Annotated in this window: 21 protein-coding genes and 1 tRNA gene; 11 read left to right on the top strand and 11 right to left on the bottom strand. The window is 63.5% G+C overall.

Annotated elements, in window-relative coordinates; translation table 11 throughout:
* Positions 1-79 precede the first annotated feature (79 nt).
* The 3 genes from GC162_16310 to GC162_16300 all read right to left on the bottom strand — a co-directional run bounded on the left by GC162_16310 (position 80) and on the right by GC162_16300 (position 2,757).
* Entirely contained in the window at positions 80-1,384 is a 1,305-nt protein-coding gene (locus GC162_16310) for a glutamate dehydrogenase (GenBank protein MBI1370202.1), read from the bottom strand.
* A gap of 85 nt (positions 1,385-1,469) precedes the next feature.
* Positions 1,470-2,312: a two-component sensor histidine kinase gene (locus GC162_16305; GenBank protein ID MBI1370201.1), complete on the bottom strand. Its 843-nt coding sequence runs from the start codon at positions 2,310-2,312 to the stop codon at positions 1,470-1,472.
* A 136-nt stretch (positions 2,313-2,448) separates the two neighbouring features.
* Complete coding sequence (locus tag GC162_16300) at positions 2,449-2,757, bottom strand: cold-shock protein (GenBank protein ID MBI1370200.1); 309 nt, start codon at positions 2,755-2,757, stop codon at positions 2,449-2,451.
* A gap of 563 nt (positions 2,758-3,320) precedes the next feature.
* Between GC162_16300 and GC162_16295 the strand changes: the two genes are divergently transcribed.
* Both GC162_16295 and GC162_16290 read left to right on the top strand, forming a co-directional pair.
* Positions 3,321-3,629, top strand: coding sequence for a hypothetical protein (locus GC162_16295; protein ID MBI1370199.1), 309 nt, complete (start codon positions 3,321-3,323; stop codon positions 3,627-3,629).
* A gap of 64 nt (positions 3,630-3,693) precedes the next feature.
* The gene (locus GC162_16290; protein MBI1370198.1) at positions 3,694-4,110 is read left to right on the top strand and encodes an ADP-ribosylation/crystallin J1; all 417 of its coding nucleotides are present in this window, start codon (positions 3,694-3,696) and stop codon (positions 4,108-4,110) included.
* 5 nt (positions 4,111-4,115) lie between these two features.
* Here the strand turns inward: GC162_16290 and GC162_16285 are convergent, their stop codons facing one another.
* From GC162_16285 to GC162_16275, 3 genes are read right to left on the bottom strand one after another with little or no spacing between them, the layout of a single operon-like run.
* Positions 4,116-4,430, bottom strand: coding sequence for a hypothetical protein (locus tag GC162_16285; GenBank protein ID MBI1370197.1), 315 nt, complete (start codon positions 4,428-4,430; stop codon positions 4,116-4,118).
* A 44-nt stretch (positions 4,431-4,474) separates the two neighbouring features.
* Complete coding sequence (locus GC162_16280; protein MBI1370196.1) at positions 4,475-4,921, bottom strand: SRPBCC domain-containing protein; 447 nt, start codon at positions 4,919-4,921, stop codon at positions 4,475-4,477.
* Positions 4,918-5,250 carry a metalloregulator ArsR/SmtB family transcription factor gene (locus tag GC162_16275; GenBank protein ID MBI1370195.1) on the bottom strand — a complete coding sequence of 111 codons (333 nt, stop codon included), beginning with the start codon at positions 5,248-5,250 and terminating at the stop codon, positions 4,918-4,920. Before GC162_16275 ends, GC162_16280 begins: the two co-directional genes overlap by 4 nt.
* Positions 5,251-5,423: 173 nt before the next feature.
* On the opposite strand from GC162_16275, the gene GC162_16270 reads away from it, so the two are divergent.
* Genes GC162_16270 through GC162_16260 form a run of 3 tightly spaced genes read left to right on the top strand, consistent with a single transcriptional unit; the run spans position 5,424 to position 8,864 of the window.
* Positions 5,424-6,914 carry a hypothetical protein gene (locus GC162_16270; protein MBI1370194.1) on the top strand — a complete coding sequence of 497 codons (1,491 nt, stop codon included), beginning with the start codon at positions 5,424-5,426 and terminating at the stop codon, positions 6,912-6,914.
* Positions 6,904-7,539 carry a hypothetical protein gene (locus GC162_16265; GenBank protein ID MBI1370193.1) on the top strand — a complete coding sequence of 212 codons (636 nt, stop codon included), beginning with the start codon at positions 6,904-6,906 and terminating at the stop codon, positions 7,537-7,539. Before GC162_16270 ends, GC162_16265 begins: the two co-directional genes overlap by 11 nt.
* Positions 7,539-8,864, top strand: coding sequence for a hypothetical protein (locus tag GC162_16260; protein MBI1370192.1), 1,326 nt, complete (start codon positions 7,539-7,541; stop codon positions 8,862-8,864). The genes GC162_16265 and GC162_16260 overlap by 1 nt, the downstream gene beginning before the upstream one ends.
* Before the next feature lie 9 nt (positions 8,865-8,873).
* Here the strand turns inward: GC162_16260 and GC162_16255 are convergent, their stop codons facing one another.
* The 4 genes from GC162_16255 to GC162_16240 form a co-directional block, all read right to left on the bottom strand.
* A complete protein-coding gene (locus GC162_16255; protein ID MBI1370191.1) occupies positions 8,874-9,863 on the bottom strand; it encodes a hypothetical protein in 990 nt (329 codons plus the stop codon).
* Positions 9,864-10,017: 154 nt separating this feature from the next.
* Positions 10,018-11,016: a PEP-CTERM sorting domain-containing protein gene (locus tag GC162_16250; protein MBI1370190.1), complete on the bottom strand. Its 999-nt coding sequence runs from the start codon at positions 11,014-11,016 to the stop codon at positions 10,018-10,020.
* A gap of 148 nt (positions 11,017-11,164) precedes the next feature.
* Positions 11,165-12,151 carry a PEP-CTERM sorting domain-containing protein gene (locus GC162_16245; protein ID MBI1370189.1) on the bottom strand — a complete coding sequence of 329 codons (987 nt, stop codon included), beginning with the start codon at positions 12,149-12,151 and terminating at the stop codon, positions 11,165-11,167.
* Positions 12,152-12,699: 548 nt separating this feature from the next.
* The gene (locus GC162_16240; protein MBI1370188.1) at positions 12,700-13,785 is read right to left on the bottom strand and encodes a gfo/Idh/MocA family oxidoreductase; all 1,086 of its coding nucleotides are present in this window, start codon (positions 13,783-13,785) and stop codon (positions 12,700-12,702) included.
* A gap of 109 nt (positions 13,786-13,894) precedes the next feature.
* On the opposite strand from GC162_16240, the gene GC162_16235 reads away from it, so the two are divergent.
* Positions 13,895-14,941 carry a hypothetical protein gene (locus GC162_16235; GenBank protein MBI1370187.1) on the top strand — a complete coding sequence of 349 codons (1,047 nt, stop codon included), beginning with the start codon at positions 13,895-13,897 and terminating at the stop codon, positions 14,939-14,941.
* Positions 14,942-14,954: 13 nt separating this feature from the next.
* Here the strand turns inward: GC162_16235 and GC162_16230 are convergent, their stop codons facing one another.
* Positions 14,955-16,898, bottom strand: a complete 1,944-nt coding sequence (locus GC162_16230) for an ATP-binding cassette domain-containing protein (GenBank protein ID MBI1370186.1) — start codon at positions 16,896-16,898, stop codon at positions 14,955-14,957.
* A 102-nt stretch (positions 16,899-17,000) separates the two neighbouring features.
* On the opposite strand from GC162_16230, the gene GC162_16225 reads away from it, so the two are divergent.
* The 5 genes from GC162_16225 (at position 17,001) to GC162_16205 (ending at position 21,094) form a co-directional block, all read left to right on the top strand.
* A tRNA-Thr gene (locus GC162_16225) sits at positions 17,001-17,074 on the top strand.
* 308 nt (positions 17,075-17,382) lie between these two features.
* Positions 17,383-17,934 carry a sigma-70 family RNA polymerase sigma factor gene (locus tag GC162_16220; protein MBI1370185.1) on the top strand — a complete coding sequence of 184 codons (552 nt, stop codon included), beginning with the start codon at positions 17,383-17,385 and terminating at the stop codon, positions 17,932-17,934.
* A complete protein-coding gene (locus GC162_16215; GenBank protein ID MBI1370184.1) occupies positions 17,931-19,346 on the top strand; it encodes a hypothetical protein in 1,416 nt (471 codons plus the stop codon). The genes GC162_16220 and GC162_16215 overlap by 4 nt, the downstream gene beginning before the upstream one ends.
* A 124-nt stretch (positions 19,347-19,470) precedes the next feature.
* On the top strand, positions 19,471-20,127 hold the full coding sequence (locus tag GC162_16210; GenBank protein ID MBI1370183.1) for a hypothetical protein: 657 nt from the start codon (positions 19,471-19,473) through the stop codon (positions 20,125-20,127).
* Positions 20,128-20,236: 109 nt separating this feature from the next.
* The gene (locus GC162_16205; protein ID MBI1370182.1) at positions 20,237-21,094 is read left to right on the top strand and encodes a prepilin-type N-terminal cleavage/methylation domain-containing protein; all 858 of its coding nucleotides are present in this window, start codon (positions 20,237-20,239) and stop codon (positions 21,092-21,094) included.
* Position 21,095: the final 1 nt, after the last annotated feature.

Genomic DNA, 21,095 nt, shown 5'->3' with positions numbered 1-21,095 from the left:
GGGGGGGGGGGGTGCAAGGCGCGGGGTGTGGACGGGGGAGTGCTGCCCGGCGAGCGGCGTCGTGAACCGGGGGGCGGGGTCAGGGGAAGATGCCGCGGTAGTTGTAGACTTTGGCGATGTAGCTTAAGGCGGCGGCGTAGGCGGCGATGCGCATGTCGCACTGGTAGGTCTGGGCGGCGAGTTTGACGCGGCGGGCAGCGAGGGTCATGTGACGGCGGAGCATTTCGTCGATGGTGTCGGCGTCCCATGATTCGCTTTGGCGATTCTGGTTCCATTCGAAGTAGCTGACGGTGACGCCGCCGGCGTTGCAGAGGATGGCGGGGAGCAGTTCGATGCCGCGGTCGATGAGGACGCGTTCGGCTTGCGGCGTCGTCGGGGCGTTGGCGGCTTCGACAAGCACCTTGCACTGAAGCTTGCGGGCGACATCGGGGGTGATCATCTGCTCGAGCGCGGCGGGGATGAACAGATCGACGCTCGTCGTGTAAAAATCATCGGGGCTCACGGCCTCGGCGTTCGGGAATCCCGCCACGCCGCCATGTTCGGCGACGTATTGGGCGAGGGCGCGGGCGTCGATGCCGTCGTCGCGGCGGATGGCGCCGGTGTGGTCGAGGACGGCCTTGAGCTTGCAGTCGCGTTCGGCGAGGAGCCGGCCGGTCCACGAACCGACGTTCCCGTAGCCGACGAGACTGAAGGTGAGTTTAGACAGATCGGTGTAGCCCATGTCGGGGAGCATTTCATCGAGGACGTAGACGAGGCCCTGCCCGGTGGCTTTTTCGCGGCCGGCGGAACCGCCGAATTCGTAGGGCTTGCCGGTGACGACGGCGAGGCCGGAGCGGCGATGATGCGGCTCGGTGAGGTTCATGTACGTGTCAGCCATCCACGCCATGATCTGCGCATTGGTGCCGACATCGGGCGCGGGAATGTCGTAGTCGGGCCCGATGTTGGAGCCGAGGGCGCTGGTGAATCGGCGCGTGACGTGCTCGAGCTCGTTGGGCGAGAGCGTGTGCGGATCGACGCGCAGGGCGCCCTTCGCCCCGCCGAAGGGCAGATGCACCAGGGCGCATTTCATGGTCATGATCGCCGCGAGGGCTTTGACGTGATCGAGCGCGACGTCGGCGTGATACCGGATGCCGCCCTTGTAGGGGCCCAGCACATTGTTGTGCTGCACGCGGTAGCCCTTGAAAAGTCGGACGTGGCCATCGTCCATGCGGACGGGGAAGTGCACCATCAGTTCGTTCTTGGGCTGCGCGAGAATCAACTGAAGCTTGCGCGGCAGGTCCATGCGATGGGCCGTCGTCAGCACAGCCCCGATGACCTGATGGTAAATGTTGTCCGGATCGTGCGTGAGCTCCAGTTCGTGATATACGGTTTGCACAGCGTCCATATTCAAGTGTATCGGCGGGGGGAGGGTTAACCAGTTAAACCAATCCCCCCATCCGTCGGACGCTACCAGCGGGCAAGCCCGCTCGCTAAACGGGGGCGGGGGGATCGCGGGGGATGTGGAGGGTGAAGTCGCTGCCCTGGCCGGGGTCGGAGTGGACGGTGAGGTGGCCGGCGTGTTCTTCGATGATGCGTCGGGCGGTGGGGAGTCCGAGGCCGGTGCCGCCTTTTTTGGTGGAGAAGTAGGGGTGGAAGATTTTGGCCTGCGTGTCGGCGTCGATGCCGGGGCCGGTGTCGATGACATGGACCGCCACACCGTCGCGCGTGCGCTCGGTGCGGAGGATCAGATCGCTCGCCCCGCCGTGCGGTTTGTCGGAGTAGCGGGCTTCGACCATCGCCTGCGTGGCGTTGATGAGCAGGTTCAAAAGCGCCTGCTTGAAGAGCGTCGGGTCCAGCGGGACGGTCCCGGCTTCGGGGTCGAGCTGTGTGCGAAGCTGCACACCCGACGCCTGGGCCTGCGCGAGGTAGAAGTCGACGAGCTGTTCGACGAGCTTGTTGACTTCGACGGGCTGGGGGTCGAGTCGCATGCGACCGGCGAAGGCGAGGAAGTCTTCGAGAATGCCCTTGAGGCGATGGGTTTCATCGGCGAGGGCTTGGATGCGCTTATTGAGGCGGGGGCCCAGCGGGGCGGGCAGGTCGGCGTCGCGGACGGATTCGCCGAGGAGCTGGAGGTTCAGGCCGATCGTGGAGAGGGGGTTTTTGATTTCATGGGCGAGGCCGCCGGTAAGCGTGCCCAGTTCGGCGAGGCGCTCGGCACTGCGGGCGCGCTGCTCCAGCTTGCGGACGCGCCGTGCGGTGCGTCGCGAAGCGTAGATGATCAGCGGCAGCGTGGCCAGCACGCCGCACCCGAAGCCCAAGGCGAACCATTGCATGCGGGCGCCCTTTGCGGTTGGCGTCAGATTGTAATGGAATAAGGGACGGAACACGTCCGCGACGGGCGCAACAGATGCACACACCACGAATCACATCCGCACACATCGACCCGCACGAGCCACGGGCGGACACGCCTCAGTCGTCCGCGCCCTGATACCCGCCGCTGACCGGCGGGGGGGCGGCGCTGCGGGCGGAAGCCGGCTTGTCCACCGGTGCCGAGGAACGCGGCGGCGTCGCCCCGTCGCTCGGCTGCTTCACGTCCCGGGCCTGAAAACCCTTGTCGCCCTGCACCAGTTCGTAATCGACCCATTCGCCGTCCTTCAGAGCGCGGAAGCCCTCCGATTGGATCTGCGAATAATGAACGAACACGTCCTGGCCTTCCGGCCCGACAAGAAACCCGTAACCCTTCTTCGGGTCAAACCACTTGACTTGCCCTCTGGGCATGAAAGACCTCCTGTAGCCCAACAGGATTGATGAATCGCCTCACTGCGAGAAGCCCGACCGGCCGCCTCGACTACCCATCACTGTTTTTGACGTACCCTGTTGTACGAATTCAAAAAACCGTCAGTCGAACGGACCTTTCGGTACCCTCTAAATCGGCGACGACGAGGCAACCATTGCCCCATCAACCCGAATCATGCATACCGAACGGTAAAAATGCGTCCGGTTTCCCTGACCGCATTGTAGTCATCATCAAACCCTAATGGAAGAGCGCCGCCCGTGCCGGTCAAAAAATTTCATCCATCTCCCTTGAAAGGCATTTCATACGAAAGCGTCGTAAATTGGGGGGGGGGGATAAATCGATACGCCCGCGCACTCGTTCTATTGAACGGTGCCGAGCCGACATTTCGAATCAAACCCGTCTAATCGAGACATTGCCACTCGCCGGTTTCCCATTGTTTGATCGCCAGTGTCCGGCATATGGTTGAATCATGTCGTCAATCGGTTCGTCGTCTCCGGATCGAGCCGTGACTCGGCTGCACCTTGCGGCTCCTTATATTTTCGTCGTGGCAGCAATGCTCTTGGGCTGGACGCTGGTTCGCTATATCGACCAACCCAACGATGCGCCGGACTATCGACGTGCGATCGGCGAATGCTTCGTCGATGCCTTCATGGAAGTCCCCACCGACGGCGCGGGTTGGCTTCTTGTCGTGGTCCGAGCGTATGTGCCGCGGGTGATCCGGCCTTTCCTCGGAGCGCTTATCTATGTGGTATTTGCCATCCTCATGACGCGCCGTTGGCCGAATGGGCGTTGGGCAGTGCATGCGGTGGCGGCGTTGATCTGGTTGCTCGCAGGAGCCGCTATGAACTGGTGACGTGGTGCATCGGTCCGGCGGCGCAGCGGGGTATGATGGATCGTATCCTCAAGGAATCTTCCAAATGATTCTGTTTCGTCCGGTGGGTCTTAAGGAATTGGAATTAATCGCTTCGTCGAGCTGGCGGGCGTTTCCGCCGCGGCTTTCGTGGCAGCCGATCTTCTATCCCGTCATCACGCACGAGTACGCCCGGCTGATCTGCACGACGTGGAACTCAAAGGAATCGGAGGCCGGGCACGTCGGCTTCGTCACGAGCTTCGAAGTCGAGGATGGTTTTGCCGCACGCTATCCGATTCAGGACGTCGGCGGGCGTGCGTGCCAGGAATTGTGGGTCCCCGCCGAGGAACTCTACGAATTCAACCGTCACATCATGGGCGTCATCAGCGTGGTCGAATCCGTCTACGGCGACGGATGGGTCGGCGACGTTGATCCGGACACGCAACTACCCAAACACATCGCAGCGACGCTGCCGAAGTTGTGAGTCGATCACTTCGCCCGCCGGGCGCGGAGGAGGAGCCAGAGGCGTCTGCCGATGAGCAGGAGGACCTGGCTGAGCAGGGCGGGGCCGAAGCCGCCCAGGTAGATTGCGCCGAGCCATGCCGCCACGCAGAGGATGGCGAAGAACATGCCGGCATACATGGTGTAGCCGGTGAAGAGCATGATCGGGACGAAGAGAAACCGTGCGCCGTCAACGTACTGCTCGACTTCCGAGGCCGGCTCATAGATGCAGCCGAGGATCGGGATGGCGACGATCAGATGAATCCATCGGAAAATCGAACGCTGAACGGTTTTGCTGATCATGAAGTTGACCTCACAGGGATGATGATGTTGCGCTCGCGTGGCGCTCAGTTTGTTCCGCTGCCCGCATCGGCCAGCACGGCGGCGAGTTGTTTGAGCATCTTCGCCCATCCGTAGCCGGCACCCTTGAATGCCTGCTCGCCCCAAGGATGCGCCAGATCGAAACCGGTGTGTTCGAAACGGATGCGCGTCCCTTCGCCGTCGGACACAAGTTCGAAGCTCACGCGTGTATCGACCACCGGCCCGCCCGCGGACCATGAGAACACCAATCGGCTCGGTGCTTCGCATTCGAGCACCTGGCATTCGACGACGAGGCCGTCGAACTTCGCCTGCGGATTGCCCGGCACATGAAAGGCGAAACGATGCCCGACGCGCGGCTCAAAGTCATTGGGGAACATCCACTCCGCGAGAACTTCGCGGTCCGTGATCGCCTCCCAAACCTGCTCGCGCGATTGGGGGACGATCAGTTCGCGTCGAATCGCATTGTCGCTCACGCCTTGCTCCGTTTGGCGAGCGTCTTCTGCAGACGCGACAGACGGTCGTCCCAGAACCGCTCATACAGAGCGATCCATTCGCGCACGGGTTCCAGCCGCTCGGGCACGAGACGGTAGCGGCGCTCGCGTCCGTGCCGCTGCTCGGCGACGAGCCCCGAATCCAGCAGCACGCGAAGATGCTGCGACACGGCGGGGCGGCTCATCTGAAAATGGGCGGCAATGACATTCACGGCGTGTTCGGACCCGGCGAGCAGATCGAGCATCCGCCGCCGGGCGGGATGGCTGATCGCATGAAAGACATCGGATTTATCGACGCTGGTCGAGATCATGGGGGCAATATAGGTAAGCATACACTTACATGTCAAGTCAGCCCGAGGCGATGGGTGCGATTGAGTTGTGCGGGGGCGAAGCGGGGGCTATGATCGGATAGGTTGTGACGGTCGATCGGTTCGGGCCGTGTCGTGTGGTGGGTGTTTCTGAAAATCGAATCAGCGGGTGAATCATGCACAGGGTCGCGTTCCTGGTAGGGGTCGTCGCGGCGGCGGCGGTGTGTTCGCCGACCTGGGGGCAGAGCAGCGTCGATCGCTTCGAGCGGCAGATGGAGCAGCTTCAGCGCGAGCAGCTCCTCCGCGTCGACACCGCCATCCCCGCTGAGCAGCGCGCTTTGTTCGACTACGGCGGGTATGCGGCCTTCAACTTCTTCTCCATCGACGACACCGCTCAGCGCACGCATCTGCTTCGCCAGACCGAAGTCTCCGGCTACGCGCACCTGAATTTCGACAACGTCCACGAATTCTTCATCCGCGGCGACGTTCGCTACGAAGACTTCAACGCCGGCGACAGCTTCGACGGCAAGGGCGACGACTGGGTCGGCCCGCACCTGACGCGCGCCTTCTACCGCTTTGACCTGCGGCAATATCTGGCGGCCTACGAAGGCGAGGCCTCCGAATTCGGACTCGTCCTCACCGGCGGACGTCAGCTTGTGCACTGGGCCAGCGGGCTCGCGTTGGATCATGAACTGGACGGCATCCTCGCCGAAGCATCCTTCGGCGACCTGATCGTCACCGGCCTCGCCGCCACCACCGTCCCCGAAACCCTCGACTTCGACGGCTCGCGCCCGAGCTTCGAGGACGACACGCGCCGGGCCTACTTCGGCGGAAAAATCGACTGGCATCCCGTCGCGAAGCACACCGTCTACGTCTATGGCCTCTACCAGCACGATCACAACAGCGACAACTTCGACGCAGACCCCCTGCGGGCGCAGCGGCGACTCGGCATCGCCGTCCCGCTCCTGCCGACGCACTTCGAATACGACAGCTACTACATCGGCGTCGGCGGGCAGGGCAATCTCACCGATCAGCTCGCCTATTCGATCGAGGCCGTCTACGAAGGCGGCGAGAGTCTGAGCAACAGCTTCACCCTCAGCGGCGCGGGCCCGCCCTTTGTCGCCACGCCCGCCGTCCAGACGCGCGAGGACATCTCGGCCTACGCCGTGTCTTCGCAGATCGACTATCTGTTCCACGATGCCAACCGCACGCGCGCGACATTCGCCCTCGTCGCCGCCAGCGGTGACTCGGATCGGCTCTCCACATCAAACACCTTCGGCGGAAACGCCGGCGGAACCAACGACCGGGCGTTCAACGGGCTCGGACTGACCTACACCGGCCTCGCCTTTGCCCCGCAGGTGTCGAATCTTGTCATGGCCCGCGTCGGCGTCTCCACCATGCCCATTTCGCAGCGCCCCTGGTTCGAGCGCCTTCAGCTTGGTGCCAACCTGTTCTGCTACTCGAAGCTCAACGACAATGCCCCGATCAACGAACCGACCAGCGATTCGCATTATCTGGGCACCGGCATCGACCTGTTCGTCAACTGGCAGGTGACGTCCGACGTGGGCCTCGCCCTGCGCTACGGCGTGTTCTTCCCGGGCACGGCGATCACCGCCGATCACGACGCCCGGCACTTCCTCTTTACGGGATTCACCTATGCGTTCTGAACTTACCCCTCCCGCAGCCCGGTTGCGGCGACACATCCGCACGCTCGCGGCGATCTCGATCATCGCCCTGATCGGCGGATGTCAGACCGCGCACGTCGATTCCTCCCTCACCGCCACGCTCGGCGGCAACGACCCCGCCGTCGCCATGGACTTCTGGCATTCGCTGGAGGAGCGCGAGGTGACGAGCTATGACGATGCGTTTCACGCGCTTCTGCTTTTCACCGACGGCGAAGACCCGGCGGGCGATTATGACAAGCGTGTGGCGACGCTCAAGGAGCGCGGCTGGCTCGACGGCTCGTTCAGCGAGCCGGGCAACGAAGCGGCGCAGCGCGGCGACATCGCGGTGGTCGTCGTGCGGGCATTGCAGATCGACGGGGGATTGACGATGCGCGTGCTGGGCGCGACGCCGCGCTACGCCGTGCGCGAGCTTCAGGTCAAAGGACTCTACCCGCAGAGCAGCCCGTTTCAGGCCTTCAGCGGATCGCAGTACGTCGCGCTCATCGGCCGCATCGACGACTTTGTGCGTGATAAGCGACCGGGGCTTTTCAAGGTGGCGGAAGTGGACCCCAACGAGCTGGCGGATCGACCGGTGTCGGCGCTGGCGCAGGCGAAGGAGGCACGCTGATGAAGAGGCGCATGATCCATGTCGCGCTGGCGTGCCTGCTGAGCGTGGGGCTCGCCTATGCGGAGGACAAGCCGGCGGAGAAACCGGCCGAGGCCCCGAAGGCCGAGGCCGCGCCCGAGAAACCGGCGGCGGATGCGAACGCGAAACCCGCCGAGAAACCCGCGGAAAATGGTGAAAAACCGGCGGAGGGCGCCAAGCCCGGCGAGCCGGCGGCGGGGGGGCTGCCGGATGCGGCCGTGCAGGAACTGAAGGCGACGGTGACGGCGGTCAAGGGCTTCGTGCAGGTGCGCGAAGGCGCGGACAATCCATGGGCGTTTGTGAAGGAGGGACAGGTGTTCGGCGTCGGCGCCGAGTTCCGCACCGGGCCGCGCAGCGCGGTCGTGCTGGCGATTCCGCCCGATCAGACGATCACCCTCGATCGCCTCGGCACGATCACGCTGCTTCAGGCGATCAAGTCCAACGGCAAGATTCTCACCGACCTGGGCCTCCGCTACGGCCGCACGCAACTGCGCCTCGAAACCGGCGGCGTCGAGCACGAGTCGGTCATTCACAGCCCCGCCGCCTCGCTTGCGATTCGCGGGTCCGACGTCGTGTATCAGCATGACGGGTTCACCAGCTTCGCCTACGGTGAAGGGCATCTTGAGTACATCAATCGGTTGCAGCGGCAGGCCGTGGCGTTCGGCGGCAATGGCGTGAACGGACGCGTGTCGCCCGGCCGGCCCAACCCCGCCTTCGCCGCTCGCGCCGACGCTTCGGTCGACGCCAAGAGCGCCTTCGCCGGCCGCACGCTCGCCGAGGCCCTCCGAACCGAACAACTTCCCGACGTCGGCGGTGATGATCTGCGCGATCTGCTTCACACCGGGCAGGGCTTGTCCACTTTCGCCTCCGGCGCGTTCAGCGAGGCGCCCGAAAACATCCTCATCTTCGATCTGTTCTTCTTCAGCGGGTTCGACGGCACCAACGTCGATCTGTCAGTCACCGATCCGACGGGCAAGACGCTGAGCCCGACGATGCTCACCACCGCCGACGGCCGCGGGTTCCACAGCGGCGACGGCGTCGAAATGAGCGGGCAGGGTCAGGAAACCGTCACGTACGGCGGGACGTTCAATAATGTCGCGCTGCCGTTTTTGCCGGGCGTGTACACGATCACTGTGTCGCTGGACCCGAGCGTCGCGCCGGGCATCACGACGTTCTACGTCCTACAGCCGATTCAGGCGGTCAACGGCGGGCCGGCCCTGCCGACGGATGTGGACGTGCCGCTTTCGGGCGTTCTGGACAACGCGTTCCAGTCGAGCGAGACGACGACCTACACCGCGCCCAAGTGAGCGTGCCGATCAGGCGTGCGCTTTCTGATGCGGCGGGCGATGAGCGACGAAGCACAGCGCGCCGATCAGCGCGAGCATGCCGGCGCTCTTGGGCGCGGGGATCATCCGCACCGCGCCGCCGCCGCCCATGCGCAGGTCATTGATGTCCGTGAAGCTCATCACGAATTCGGGGTCCATCATCGTCAGCTGGCTGATGAAGTCCTGAAAGAGCATGTCGCCGTCCGGCCCGTCGAAGTCGAGCGAATCGCAGCTTGCGCCGCCCACCGGGTCCAGCGCCGAGAACACCCAGTCGCCGGTGATGCGGAAAATGTGCTTCTCGCCCGCCGTCGCCTTGGTGATCGGCTTGGTCGTCAGAAGCGTCGAGGCGTAGAGCGTCGAGTTCTTGGACGCGCCGTCCTTGACCATGTCCTCCAGGTGCACGCTCTTGACCATGTCGTCGCCCGGCGAGCCCACGGAGTTGAGGTCAATGTGGAAGGTGAAATCGCCGGTGACGGAGGCGACGTCGCCCGCCGCGCTGGTCTTGAGCGCCACGCCCAATAGTTCATACACGATGCGCGGCCCGGTCCACCCATCGCTGATGTCCCACGACAGATCGACCGAGAGTTTCATCGTGCTGGCCCCCGCGAACTTGCTCGACCCGTCGGTCTGACTGACGCCGATGCCGGCGGCGAAAGTCGCGGTGGCGTAGCCGTTCGTGCTCGGAAACGTGTTGAACTGCGCCACGCCCGCCTTGCCCACCGACACCGAAGCGCCGTCCGTGAACGTCGAGGTGAGGTCGAGCGGGGGCTTGGAATTGGTCAATACGGACAGGATGTTCGTCGTTTTGGGAAACGTCGGCGACCCGTCCGCGTCCTGAAGCGCCAGATTGAGAATGTCCGGCGTGTGCGTGACCGTGGCGGTGGACACGGCCGGCAGGAACCCGTTGGCGCCCAGCGCGGCTTCATGGATAAACGCGACCGCAAGGGCACAAACGCTTGTGCAAAGAGCGAAACGCAACATGGCATCACCCCTGACTCTAATGCCCATGCCGCCCGGGCCCATCCCCGCCCAACGGCACGGAAGCCCTGACTCACCCGCCGGCCCGCTTCACAACGAAGCGCGCCCGGCAGGCCTCATCGCATTGTCGAAATCCATCCGTCGCATGCGAAGCGGATCAGGCCCGCCGCGAATGTCCCCGGCCCTTGCCGCGCCGCATCGCCGCGCCGCCCAGGGTTAGCAGCAACACCGCCGCGGACCCCGGCTCGGGCACGTTGCTCAGAACGCCCTCGAACGTGCCGCCGCCCTGGGCGAACTGCTGCGAACCATCGAGCAACTGGAGAATCATCGGATCGATGCTATTAAGCGTGTCCAGCCGTGCGAGGAAATCGGACTGAACGTCGAGACTGGGCAGTTCAACGCTTGCCTGCCCCGACGGATCGCGCGCCAGGAACGTCCACGAGCCGGTGATGCGGAAGATATGCTTTTCGCCCGCCGCCGCCGCGGTGATCGGCGCCGTCGTCAGCAGCGTCGAGCCGAAGAGCGTCGTTTTCAGGTCCGCGCCGTTCACAACGGTCTGTCCGATATGCACGGATTTGGTGATGTCGTCGCCGGGCGAGCCGACGGCGTTGAGGTCGACATGGAAGGTGAAGTCGCCGATCGCGCTGGCCAGATCGCCCGCGCCCGCCGTCATCAGACTCACCGTCATCAGTTCATACGCCGTACGCGGTCCGCTCCATCCGGCGCTGATGTCCCACGACAGGTCCACGCTCATCACCAACTTGCTTGTCCCGCTGCCGAAGATGTTCGACCCGTCCGTCTGGGACACGCCCGAAAGCGCTGCGAAGGCGACGTTGGCGTATCCGCTCGTACTCGGGAAGGTATTGAACTGTGCCGCACCGCCCAGTCCGTCGCTACGCGAAGCGCCGGCGATGAACGTCGAACTGTGGTCGGTGCCCGGGTTGTTCGTCGAAGTGACGCTTGAAATCAATGTCGTCGACGGGAATGTCGGCGTCAGGTCCGCATCCTGAAGCGACAGATTGGTGATGCTCGGCGTGTGCGTGATCGTGACCGACGATACCGCCGACAGGAACCCGTTGACCGCCCGCGCTTCGCCGACGCTCAAACCGCATACCGCCGCCGCGCACACGACCTTACAGACGCGTCCCGTCATCATGAATCTGACCCCACCAACATGTCATTGGCAGCGAATTCGTGATTCGCCGTTCATGACGGTTTCATGTTTCACCCCGTCGCCGCTTCCCAATGAAACTGCGACGCTTCGCCGCCGCATACGCCAGCGGCCCCATCATTGTAAATCCCGGTCAACCCTTTGAAAAGCATTTTTTTCGAGACGTTAAGAGTCCCATCAGTCCCACCCCCAGCAACCCGACCGTCCCCGGTTCGGGCACGATCAGCGCCAGCGGCGTCTCGTACGTCCCGCCGCCGTGGCTATGAAGCTGATCGTTGTCCAACAGCGTCAGCAGGTTCGGGTCGATCTGCTGAAGGTTGGAAAGGTGCTCGCCGAAGTTCGCCGCGTTGCTCAGGTCCGCCAGTTCGACGCTCACATCGCCCGACGGGTCCAGGGCGGAGAAGACCCACATGCCGGTGATGCGGAAGATGTGCTTCTCGCCGGCGCCCGCCGCGGCAATCGGGTTGGTGGTCAGCAGCGTCGAGGCGAACAGCGTCGTCGACAGCGTGGCGCCGCCCGTGACCGTCTTATCGACATGCACGGATTTGAGGATGTCATCGCCCGGCGAGCCGATGGCGTTGAGGTCGACATGGAACGAAAAGTCCCCCGTGACGGAGGCGATATCGCCCGCTCCGGTGGTCTTGAGCGCGACGGACATGAGTTCATACGCCGTGCGCGGCCCGCTCCATCCGGCGCTGATGTCCCAGGACATATCGACGGCGACCGTCAGCGTGCTCGCCCCCGCGCCGAAGACGCCGGAGGCATCCGTCTGCCCGACGCCGGTGCCGTAGGCGAAGCTGACATTGCCGTAGCCGGTCGTGCTCGGGAAGGTGTTGAACTGCGCGGCGCCGCCGGAGCCGGTCGTGGTCGAGCCGCCGCTGGTGAAGGTGGTGCTGTGCACGATCGGGGGCGTGCTGGAGGTGGGCACCGCGCCGATCGTCGTCGTTGCCGGGAAGGTCGGCGATCCAAGTCCCGGCGCGGCGGTGCTCGGCAGATGGGTGATCGTTGCGGACGAAACGCCGGGCAGGAACATGTTCGCCGCCCGCGCCGTCGGCGCAGCGATCGCCAGAAGTCCGATCATCGACCCCAATGCGACACCGCTGGTTGTGACGTGTCTCATGACGTCTCCTCAAGAGAATGAACAACAAGTTGTGATCCGACCGATCCGACCAAACACCATAACCGCGCAGCCACGCTGCGCGGTCCTTCATGGAGCGTCCATCCGATGTCGCTCCATGAGTCGTATACAAACGGCGTGCTACAAACGGCGTTCGCCCAGAACTGACTTACCCGCCGCCGCCGCCTGATCTTGCGCGAAACAACACTACGCGGGCGCATCGCTGATGCGGCGGCTGCGGTACCACTTCAGTGCGGCGCCGCCGGCCAAAGCGGTACAGGCGGCCACCGCATCGGCGCACGACGCCGTCGCAATTCGCGCACCGGAATGGCAAAACCGCGCACGGGGCGGGCACAGATAATGGTAAGTCGTTATTTTGGGCGCACCGATGCGACGTTCGTGTCCACGCCGGCGCGCACGGGCCGGCGTGTGCGCTCTGGATGTTGCGAAATAGCGGTGAAAATCCGCGAATTTGACCCGTAAACGAGGGCGCGCCGCCGCGACGAAAAACCGCTGACCTTCCCCGCTCGTGCGCCGCCCGTCCAACCGGGTCATGTCACGTCGACGGGTTTGCCGGTTTTTGCGGATTCGTAGACGGCGGAGATGATGGCGATGGATTTGCGGGCTTCGGGGCCGTCGATGGCGGGGGCGTGCCCGGCGTCAAGCGCGGCGACGAAATCGCGGATGTTGGCGGTGTGCAGGCCGTAGTCGATGGACATCGGGTCGGCCGCGCCGCCGCCGTGGCTCGTCGCCTTGCCGAAGCGTTCCAGGGCCTTGGCGTCGTGAGCGTCTTCGGCGCGGAAGACGAACTTGGTCAGTTCATCTTCAAGGACCTCGGCCGTACCGTCGCGTCCGCCGATGAGGAAACGCTTGAACGAACCGGGGAAGAGACTCGTCGTGGCGAGCATCTGCCCCAGCGCCCCGCCGCGGAAGCGCAGGGCGACGATGCACGTATCTTCGACTTCGAGGCGTTTGGGATCATGGGCCCGGACGGCGGTGTAAGCGAAGATCTGCTCGACGGGATTGACATCGGCTTCGAGCCCCAGCGCCGCGCCGGCGATCCATTGCACGAGGTCGACGCTGTGGATCGATTGGTTCATCAGGGCGCCGCCGCCGTCGAACTTAAGCGTCCCTTGCCATTTGCCCGGTCCGTAATACGCATCGTCGCGCCACCAGGGCACATATGCATTGATCGTCGCCAGCGAACCGAAGCGACCCGCGGCGGCGGCTTGCTGGATCGTCCGCATCACGCCGTTGTAGCGCTGCGGGAAGATGCCGCCGAGCGTGACGCCCGCCTTTTTCGCCGCGCTGATCATCTGGTCGATGCGCGGCAGCGTGATCTCCAGGGGCTTTTCGCAAAGCACATGCACCCCGCGCTCGATCGCCGCCAGCGCCGGCTCCATGTGCGCCCCGCTGGGCGTGCAGATCGTGACGAAGTCGGGCTTCAGTTCGTCGATCATCTGCTCGTAGTTGGTGTAACCCTTGCAGCGGTTCGCCGCGGCGAAAGTCTGAGCGGCGGCCTCGATCGTGTGAAACCCGCCGACCAGCTCGACATTGTCCAAGTCACCGATGGCCTTTGCGTGAAGCTGGCCGATGGCGCCGACACCGATGATTGCCACGCGATACGTCTTGCTCATGGCGGTTTTTTAGCACATTCGACGGAGGTTGCCAAACGCACGATATTTCCGGCGAAAGTTCGAGCGGCGGCTATACTTTGAGCATGCACTTTTTTGAAAGGGGGCGCTCATGAATCCGATCACGCGCACGCTCACGTTGACGCTCCTGTTCGTCGCATCGCTGATCGCATTCGCGGCCGACGCGCCCGATGCGGACCTTCAGGCCCGGTACAACCAGCAGTGGGGCGCCCGCGAGCAGACCGCCAAGGACACCGAGGGACGTATCGCGCTGGCGAAGGATCTCTACGAGGCGGCCGATCGCGAGCGCGACAAGCCGATGAAGCTCATGCTCGCTGATGCGGCGTATCAATGGGGCAATCGCGACTGCCCGCAGGGGTACTACTATGCGGCGAAGGGACTGTTGATCATCCGCAAGATCGACCCGTCGCGCAAGGTCGAATGCCTGGAGCGGCTGGCGTTTTTGTTCAACACGGCCTGGTCGCGGGATCGGAGCAAGTTCCTCAAAAACGGCGCGGAGTTCGCCGATGTGAAAGTGCAGATCGCCCAGCAACGCTGGCTCGACGCGGTGGCGGCGCGGCAGACGGAGGCGATGAGCAAACCGCAGTTCACGACGCAGCTCAATCAGGTCAAGCGCGACTACGCCGAGGCGTACGGCGCCGCCCGCGCGGTGATCGGCACGGCGGATCGTTACGCCAAGACGCACCCGAGCGAAGAAGCGCGCAAGATGCTCGCCCAGTTCGTCGATGAGAATCAGCCGCTGCTCAAGCGCATCGACGAAGGCCGATCGGAATTCAACGATTTCATCGCCGACTACATCAAGCACGGTGATGCGGCTTTGCCCGAGCCGGCGGGCGGCGCCAAGGTCGCCGTCGCGAATCCGCCCGCCGACGCGCCGCCCAGAACGCAGCCGGAGGCGCCGAAGGAACCGCCTGTGGCCGTCGCCGAGCCGCGGGAGGAACCGCCGGTCGCGGTCGCGCCGCCGGCCGATGCGCCCCAGCCCGTGGCGACGGGGCCGGTGCGGACATCGCGGGGCATGATGCACATGATCAAATGCGACAAGTGCGGCGAGATGTTCATGCCGCCGCCGGGGTCCGATGACAAAATCTGCTATTGGTGCAAGAACGAACTGGGGTTCTTCCGCGTCGATGGTAAGTAATGCAGGCAGTCGATCACTCGGACCGGCGCAGCCACTCTTCTTCCAGACTCGAAAGCTCGTCGATAATCTTCTCGCGCTGTTGCTGAAGCTCGCGCACCTTCTGGCCGTCGCGATAGATGTTCGGGTCTGCGAGCTGCGCGTCGATGTCGGTGCGCTGCTGATCGAGCGTGCTCATCTTCGCTTCGAGCTTCGCATCGCTCAGAGCCGAGTGCGGGCCTTTGGCTTTTGTCGCGGGGGGCTTCGGGTCGGGCTTGCGCTCGGGCCTGGGTTCCGGTTTGGGCGGCGGGGGGGCGGGCGTTTGGGCGGCGGACGGATCGAGCGTGGCCAGATATTCGCTGTACGTGCCGTAGAACTGCCGCACGTTGCCCTGACCATCGAAGATCAGAAGTTGATTGACGAGGTTGTCGAGCAGCATGCGGTCGTGCGTGATGAGCATGACGGTGCCGCCGCCTTCGCTGGTCGTGCCATAGCTCTTGGGCGGCTGGGCGTAGACGCGCAGGGCTTCTTCGAGTCGCTCCGCGGAAGGGATGTCCAGATGGTTCGTCGGCTCGTCGAGCACGAGCAGGTTGTGACCACCGGCGACGAGACTCGCCAGCACCGCGCGCGACCGTTCGCCGCCGCTGAGCACATTGAGCGGCTTGTCCTGGGCCGTACCCGCGAACAAAAACGCACCGGCCAGCCCGCGCGCTTCCTGTTCGCTGCTGGTCACACGACGCAGATATTCCACCACGGTTTCCCGCAGGTCCAGATGATCGTGCGTCTGGCGGTAGTAGCCCACATCGACCTGCGCCCCGACCCGACACTTGCCGTCATCGGGCTCCAGGTGCCCCAGCAACGTATTGATCAGCGTGGTCTTGCCCGCGCCGTTGGGCCCGATGATCCCGATGCAGTCGCCGCGCTTGATGCTGACGGAAAGCCCGTCGAACAGCGGCTTGTTGTCGTAGCCCTTGCTGATGTTCTCCGCGACGATGACCACATCGCTCGCCCGGCTGTTGCTCGAAAGGCGCAGGTTCATCGTCTCCAACGTGATCGGCCGCTCGACCGTTTCATCGCGCTTGAAGCGCTCCAATCGCTTCTCACGCCCGCTGGCCTGCCGGGCCCGCTGACCGGCCCGATAGCGGTCGATGAACGCCTGCTCGCGATTGATGCGCTCCTGCTGTTTCTCATATTCCCGCCAGCGGAATTCGAGCCGCTCGCGCCGCAGCACGCGATATTTCTGATAATTGCCCGGGTATTCCTCAAGCCGCCCGCGATCCAGTTCGTAAATCTTCGACGCCACCCGGTCCAAGAGCCATCGATCGTGACTGATCACGATCACCGCGCCGTTGTAGCTTGAAAGGTATTGCTCAAGCCACCGCCGCGCTTCGATGTCCAGGTGATTGGTCGGCTCGTCGAGCAGCAACAGGTCCGGGTCGGTCAATAGCAGCTTCGCCAGCGCCAGCCGCCCGCGCTGCCCGCCGGAGAGCGCGCCGACTTTGACGTTGAATATCTCGTCGCCCAGACCCAGACCGTGCAGCGTGGCGTCGATGCGATGATCCACGGCATACCCGCCCGCCGCCTCCATCTTGTGCTGCACCTGTTCGTACTTTTTGAGCAGCGCCTCCAGCGCATCGCCCTCCGCCTCCGCCATCTGATGCGTCAACTCGTCCATCTGCTCGTGAAGCTGATGCAGCTTCGCAAAAGCCGCCCCGGCTTCGGCGCGCAGCGTGCGGTTGGGATCGAGCTGGGGGTCCTGCGTCAGGTAGCCGGCCCGCGCGCCGCGCAGAAGCTGAACCTGCCCGGCGTCGGCCTTGAGATTGCCGTAACCGGCGATGATCTTCAGTAGCGTGCTCTTGCCGCATCCGTTGACGCCGACCATGCCGACGTGCTCGCCGTGTTCGAGCGTGAGGTTCACGCCGTCGAGCACGATGTGGTCGCCGTACGAATGCGTCAGATTGGAGATGCCCAGTAGCGCCATGGGGCGGGAGTTTAGCACGCTCGGCGCTGAATTTCGCGTCGCAGCGGGGCGGATCGTCACGTTTGCCAATCCGCTTGGCGATGCATAAAGTATCACCCTGTCGCCACCCTAGCTCAGTTGGTTAGAGCGGTGCTTTCGTAAAGCACAGGTCGCGGGTTCGAATCCCGCGGGTGGCTTTTTGGGATCGAGATGCGTCACGCCGTATCATGTCGCATTGAAACAAGGAATCCTTCAAAGCGGACGAGTTCATCACGCCCGGCGCCTGGCACACTGCGTCAAGGTGGCTGGACTCGCGATAAGTGCGCAGAGGGCATCACATCACGTCGTAAGCCCAGGCGCTGTCGATGATATGATCGGTCGGACGATTCGATTGCGCCCGGAAATCAAGGCGGCGGATACGCCGGGCACAGCAGCGGCGTGCTGATCGAAAAAAACATTCGCCAGATGTCAGGAATCGTCGTTCCGGCGCTCTTGTATACGGACGATGAACAACACGGCTGAATATTCAGATGATTCCTCGGATCGCACGGAGCAGTTTGTGATGCTGCTTAACGGTTGCGAGCGGGGACTTTACGCCTACATTCTCGGGCTGGTCGGGAACTTCGCGGACGCGGATGACCTGGACCAGATTGTCAAGCTTCAGCTTTGGCGGGAATTCGGCAAGTACGAGCCGGGCACGGACTTCGGTGCATGGGCCCGAACGCTCGCGCGCTATCAGGTCATGGCCCACTTCTCCAGCAAGAAGCGATCCCGGGCGCAGTATGCGTCGGAGGTGATCAAGCTGCTTGCCGACGATCTGGCCGTGGAGGCCGAGCAATTTGATCGGCGGGCATACGCCTTGGAGGAATGCCTCAAATCGGTCTCTGATTCGAATCGTGATCTGCTGCGGCGTGTCTACACGGATGGCGCGGCGGTCAACCAGGTCGCCCGGGACAGCGGTCGCCCGGTTGATCAGCTTTACAAGATCCTTTCCCGAACCCGCCGTTTTCTTCATGACTGTATCCAGAAGCGCATTTGTCAGGGGGATACGGCATGAATTGGCCCGCATTCGATCGTGATCAGTTTGACGGCCTGTTGATGCGCGGATTTCACGGGCGATTGTCGGACGATGAGCAAACAGGTCTCGAATCGATCCTGCGTGATTCGGCCGAGGCGCGCCGGATGTATGGCCAGTGGATGACCGAGGCGGTGATCCTGCGTCGATGGGCGAATTGTCAGCCGGCGGCGCAGGCTGCGGAGCAAAATGAGCAGCGCATCCCTCACGCGACGCTCGCAAAGGTTTATCGCGTGTGGCTTACGCCTCAGGTCTACGCATTTGCCGCGGCTCTGGCGATCGCGGCCGTCTCGATTGCATTTTATTTTGTGGCGCGCCCGTCGCCCACGGATCATCGGATAGCCAAACCGGATGCTTACATGATGCCGGGCGTTGCGACGCTGACCGATACCCAGGACGCGAAGTTCGACGGCGAGACGCCGCAACTCGGCAGCGCGTTGCCATCGGGTCCGATCCGACTCGCGTCGGGCAAAGCGCAGATCCTGTTCGCTTCCGACGCCGTGGTGGAATTGAGCGGTCCCTGCCATTTTGAATTGACCGGTGAAAATCACGGCAAGCTCATCGCAGGCACGCTCGAGGCCTATGTCCCCGAGAAGGCGCACGGGTTCACCGTCGATCTTCCCGACGGCGCCCGCGTGGTCGATCTGGGGACGCGATACATGGTCCGCGCGGTAACCGGCGAACCCAGCTGTATCCGTGTCATGGAAGGCAGCGTCCGCGTGAGCCGCCGGGACGACGGCGAATCGATGGACATGATCGCCGGCTCCACAATTCGTGTTTCTCCCGATCGGCCGCTGGCGCTGGATCAGTCGATTCAATTTTCCATGTCGCTGGTCGACCGCACGTTGACTTTCGTTCAAGCGCAGCCGTTCGACATCAACGGCTTCCCGGGCAATACCGTTCGCGCCGATGATCCGACCCGCCCCTGGTCCTCGACCAGTCTCGACGCCAACGACGGCCTGTGGCGCCGGCGATCCGTCTCGACCTTCTGGCCCGACTTCGCCGAGCGTGCCGGCGCCGAGGGTTTTGACTTTGAATTGATTCACGATGACAACGTCAAAGCCCCCGAACTGATTACCAGCGTTTTGGGCCTCTCGCCAGGACGCTATGAAGTCTACATCGTTACCGCCTCGGTTAACCATGAACTATGGGCCGTGCGCGCCGATCTGAACGGACCGGCGGTAAAGCCACGAAGCCGCCGATCGGCCATCGACGCGTCGCCGTTTCCCGAGGGGGTCAGCGTCGTGCCGATCGGGACCACCGATGCGGCGGCAACCCGATTCGATGTCCACGTGCGCGGCGAGCCCGCCGCCGTCCGAAGCCAATACATCGGCGTCGCCTACCGACGCATTGACGACCTGAACCGACCCGAGAATCGCGCGATCGAGCCTTGATTCACACAAGCAACACCTGTTGCCTGACGACGCAAGCTAGCAACGCCGTCAGGCGGCTATAAGCCGTCGTGGATGGTCCGCGACGGGAGGAATTGAGCGGATGTTTCACGAAAAGGATCACGTTATGAAAAAGTTCATTTTTACGGCCGTTGCGATGTGTCTGATCATCGCCATGTCTGCTTCGGCCCATGCCGCCATCATCTATGTCGATGCCAACAGCGGCGCCGGCGGCAACACCGTCCGCGACTCCAACGGCAGCACGACCGACTGGGTCGGCGCCACCAACGCCACCAATGACAATCTCTGGTTCAATCGCACCGCCAGCGCCGGCATGTTCGGTGAGGGCGACGTCTGGGAAACGCTCCCGGAAGGCGAAAATGCCCCGCAGCTCCGTACGACCGTGACCGGGCTGATCAACGGCAACTACGATGTGTACGTCTACTTCGGTACACCGAACACCTCGTCAACACTTTGGCAGATCAGGGCCGGCCTGACCAATTCCGGACTCGTCCAGTATTCCTCTGCGAGTCCCGATGCGACGAAACTCTTCGACGATACGAGCTTCGACGGTTGGCGCGTCAAAATCGGAACCGCGACCGTCACCGGCGGCACGCTGAGCGTCTTCATCGCCCATATGACCGACTCCGCGCCCACCGGCGAGCGCACCTATTACGACGGCATCGGCTACGAGCAGATTATCACTGTGCCGACCCCCGGCGCGCTGCCGGCCGGATTGGGCCTGCTTTCGTTCGCCGCGATGCGCCGCAAGCGCCGCGATTGATCATGGATCGCCTGCACGCGGTGATGCGGCCGAATCCGCACGACCGCTTGACCGGGCCCAGACGGCCCGACGTATCCCGACCCGCCGTGAGGTCGGATGGGTTTCAGCCATGCGTAAAAACGCCTTTACGCTCATCGAACTGCTCGTGGTGATCACGATCATCGCGCTGTTGGTGGCGATTCTGCTGCCGGCGATGGGTCAGGCGCGCGCGGCGACAAGGCGGGTCGTCTGCCTCAGCAATCAGCGGCAGATCGCGCTTGGCGCTCTCGACTTCGCTTCCGACAACGCCGGCGCCATGCCGGTCTTTCGATCGTGGGTCCCGCACGCCGCGTACTCCTACAACAACTCCATCCTCGCCGACGGCCGATCAATTCTTTCGGACCTCGTCAGCGGCAAGCCGCAGGTCTACTACTGTCCTTCGCACGCGCGCGTCAGCTATGGCGACTCGCAGATCGGATGGAACGGCACGGCGACCATGCGGTTTGTGTCCTACTCGCTCATTGGCATGTGGGAGTTCGCTGACGCGGCATCCGCCGGCGGCCGATATATGAACATGCCCTCCGCCTTCCCTTCCAATCGACCCAAGCGCATCGGCCAGGCCGTCAACCCCGCCAACATGGCCATCTCCACCGATTCGCAGAACACCTACACCAACGACGGCAGCAGCTACATCTCGTTTGCATACCCCGGCTGCTACCAATCGTTTTCCTATTCGGGCTACGCGACCAGACCCTGGCCCGAAAGCACCTACTGGGCGGCCTACTGCTATCCGCACCGCGACGGCGCCAACCAATGGACCGGCACCGCTTCGTCCATGTACGACGGGTCTGCTCGATGGGGAGATTTCTCCGACATCTTCGATCAAACATTGCCCTACCCGTTTGGCGCCAAGTGGAAGCTTCACGATGGTTGGAACGCCGGCTTCGGCACCGGTATCAACGGCCTCGAAGGCTGCATCTACTGGTAAA

The organism is Planctomycetota bacterium (genome assembly GCA_016125255.1).
Lineage (GTDB): Bacteria > Planctomycetota > Phycisphaerae > Phycisphaerales > Zrk34 > RI-421.
This window is presented reverse-complemented; position numbering and strand designations above follow the sequence as displayed.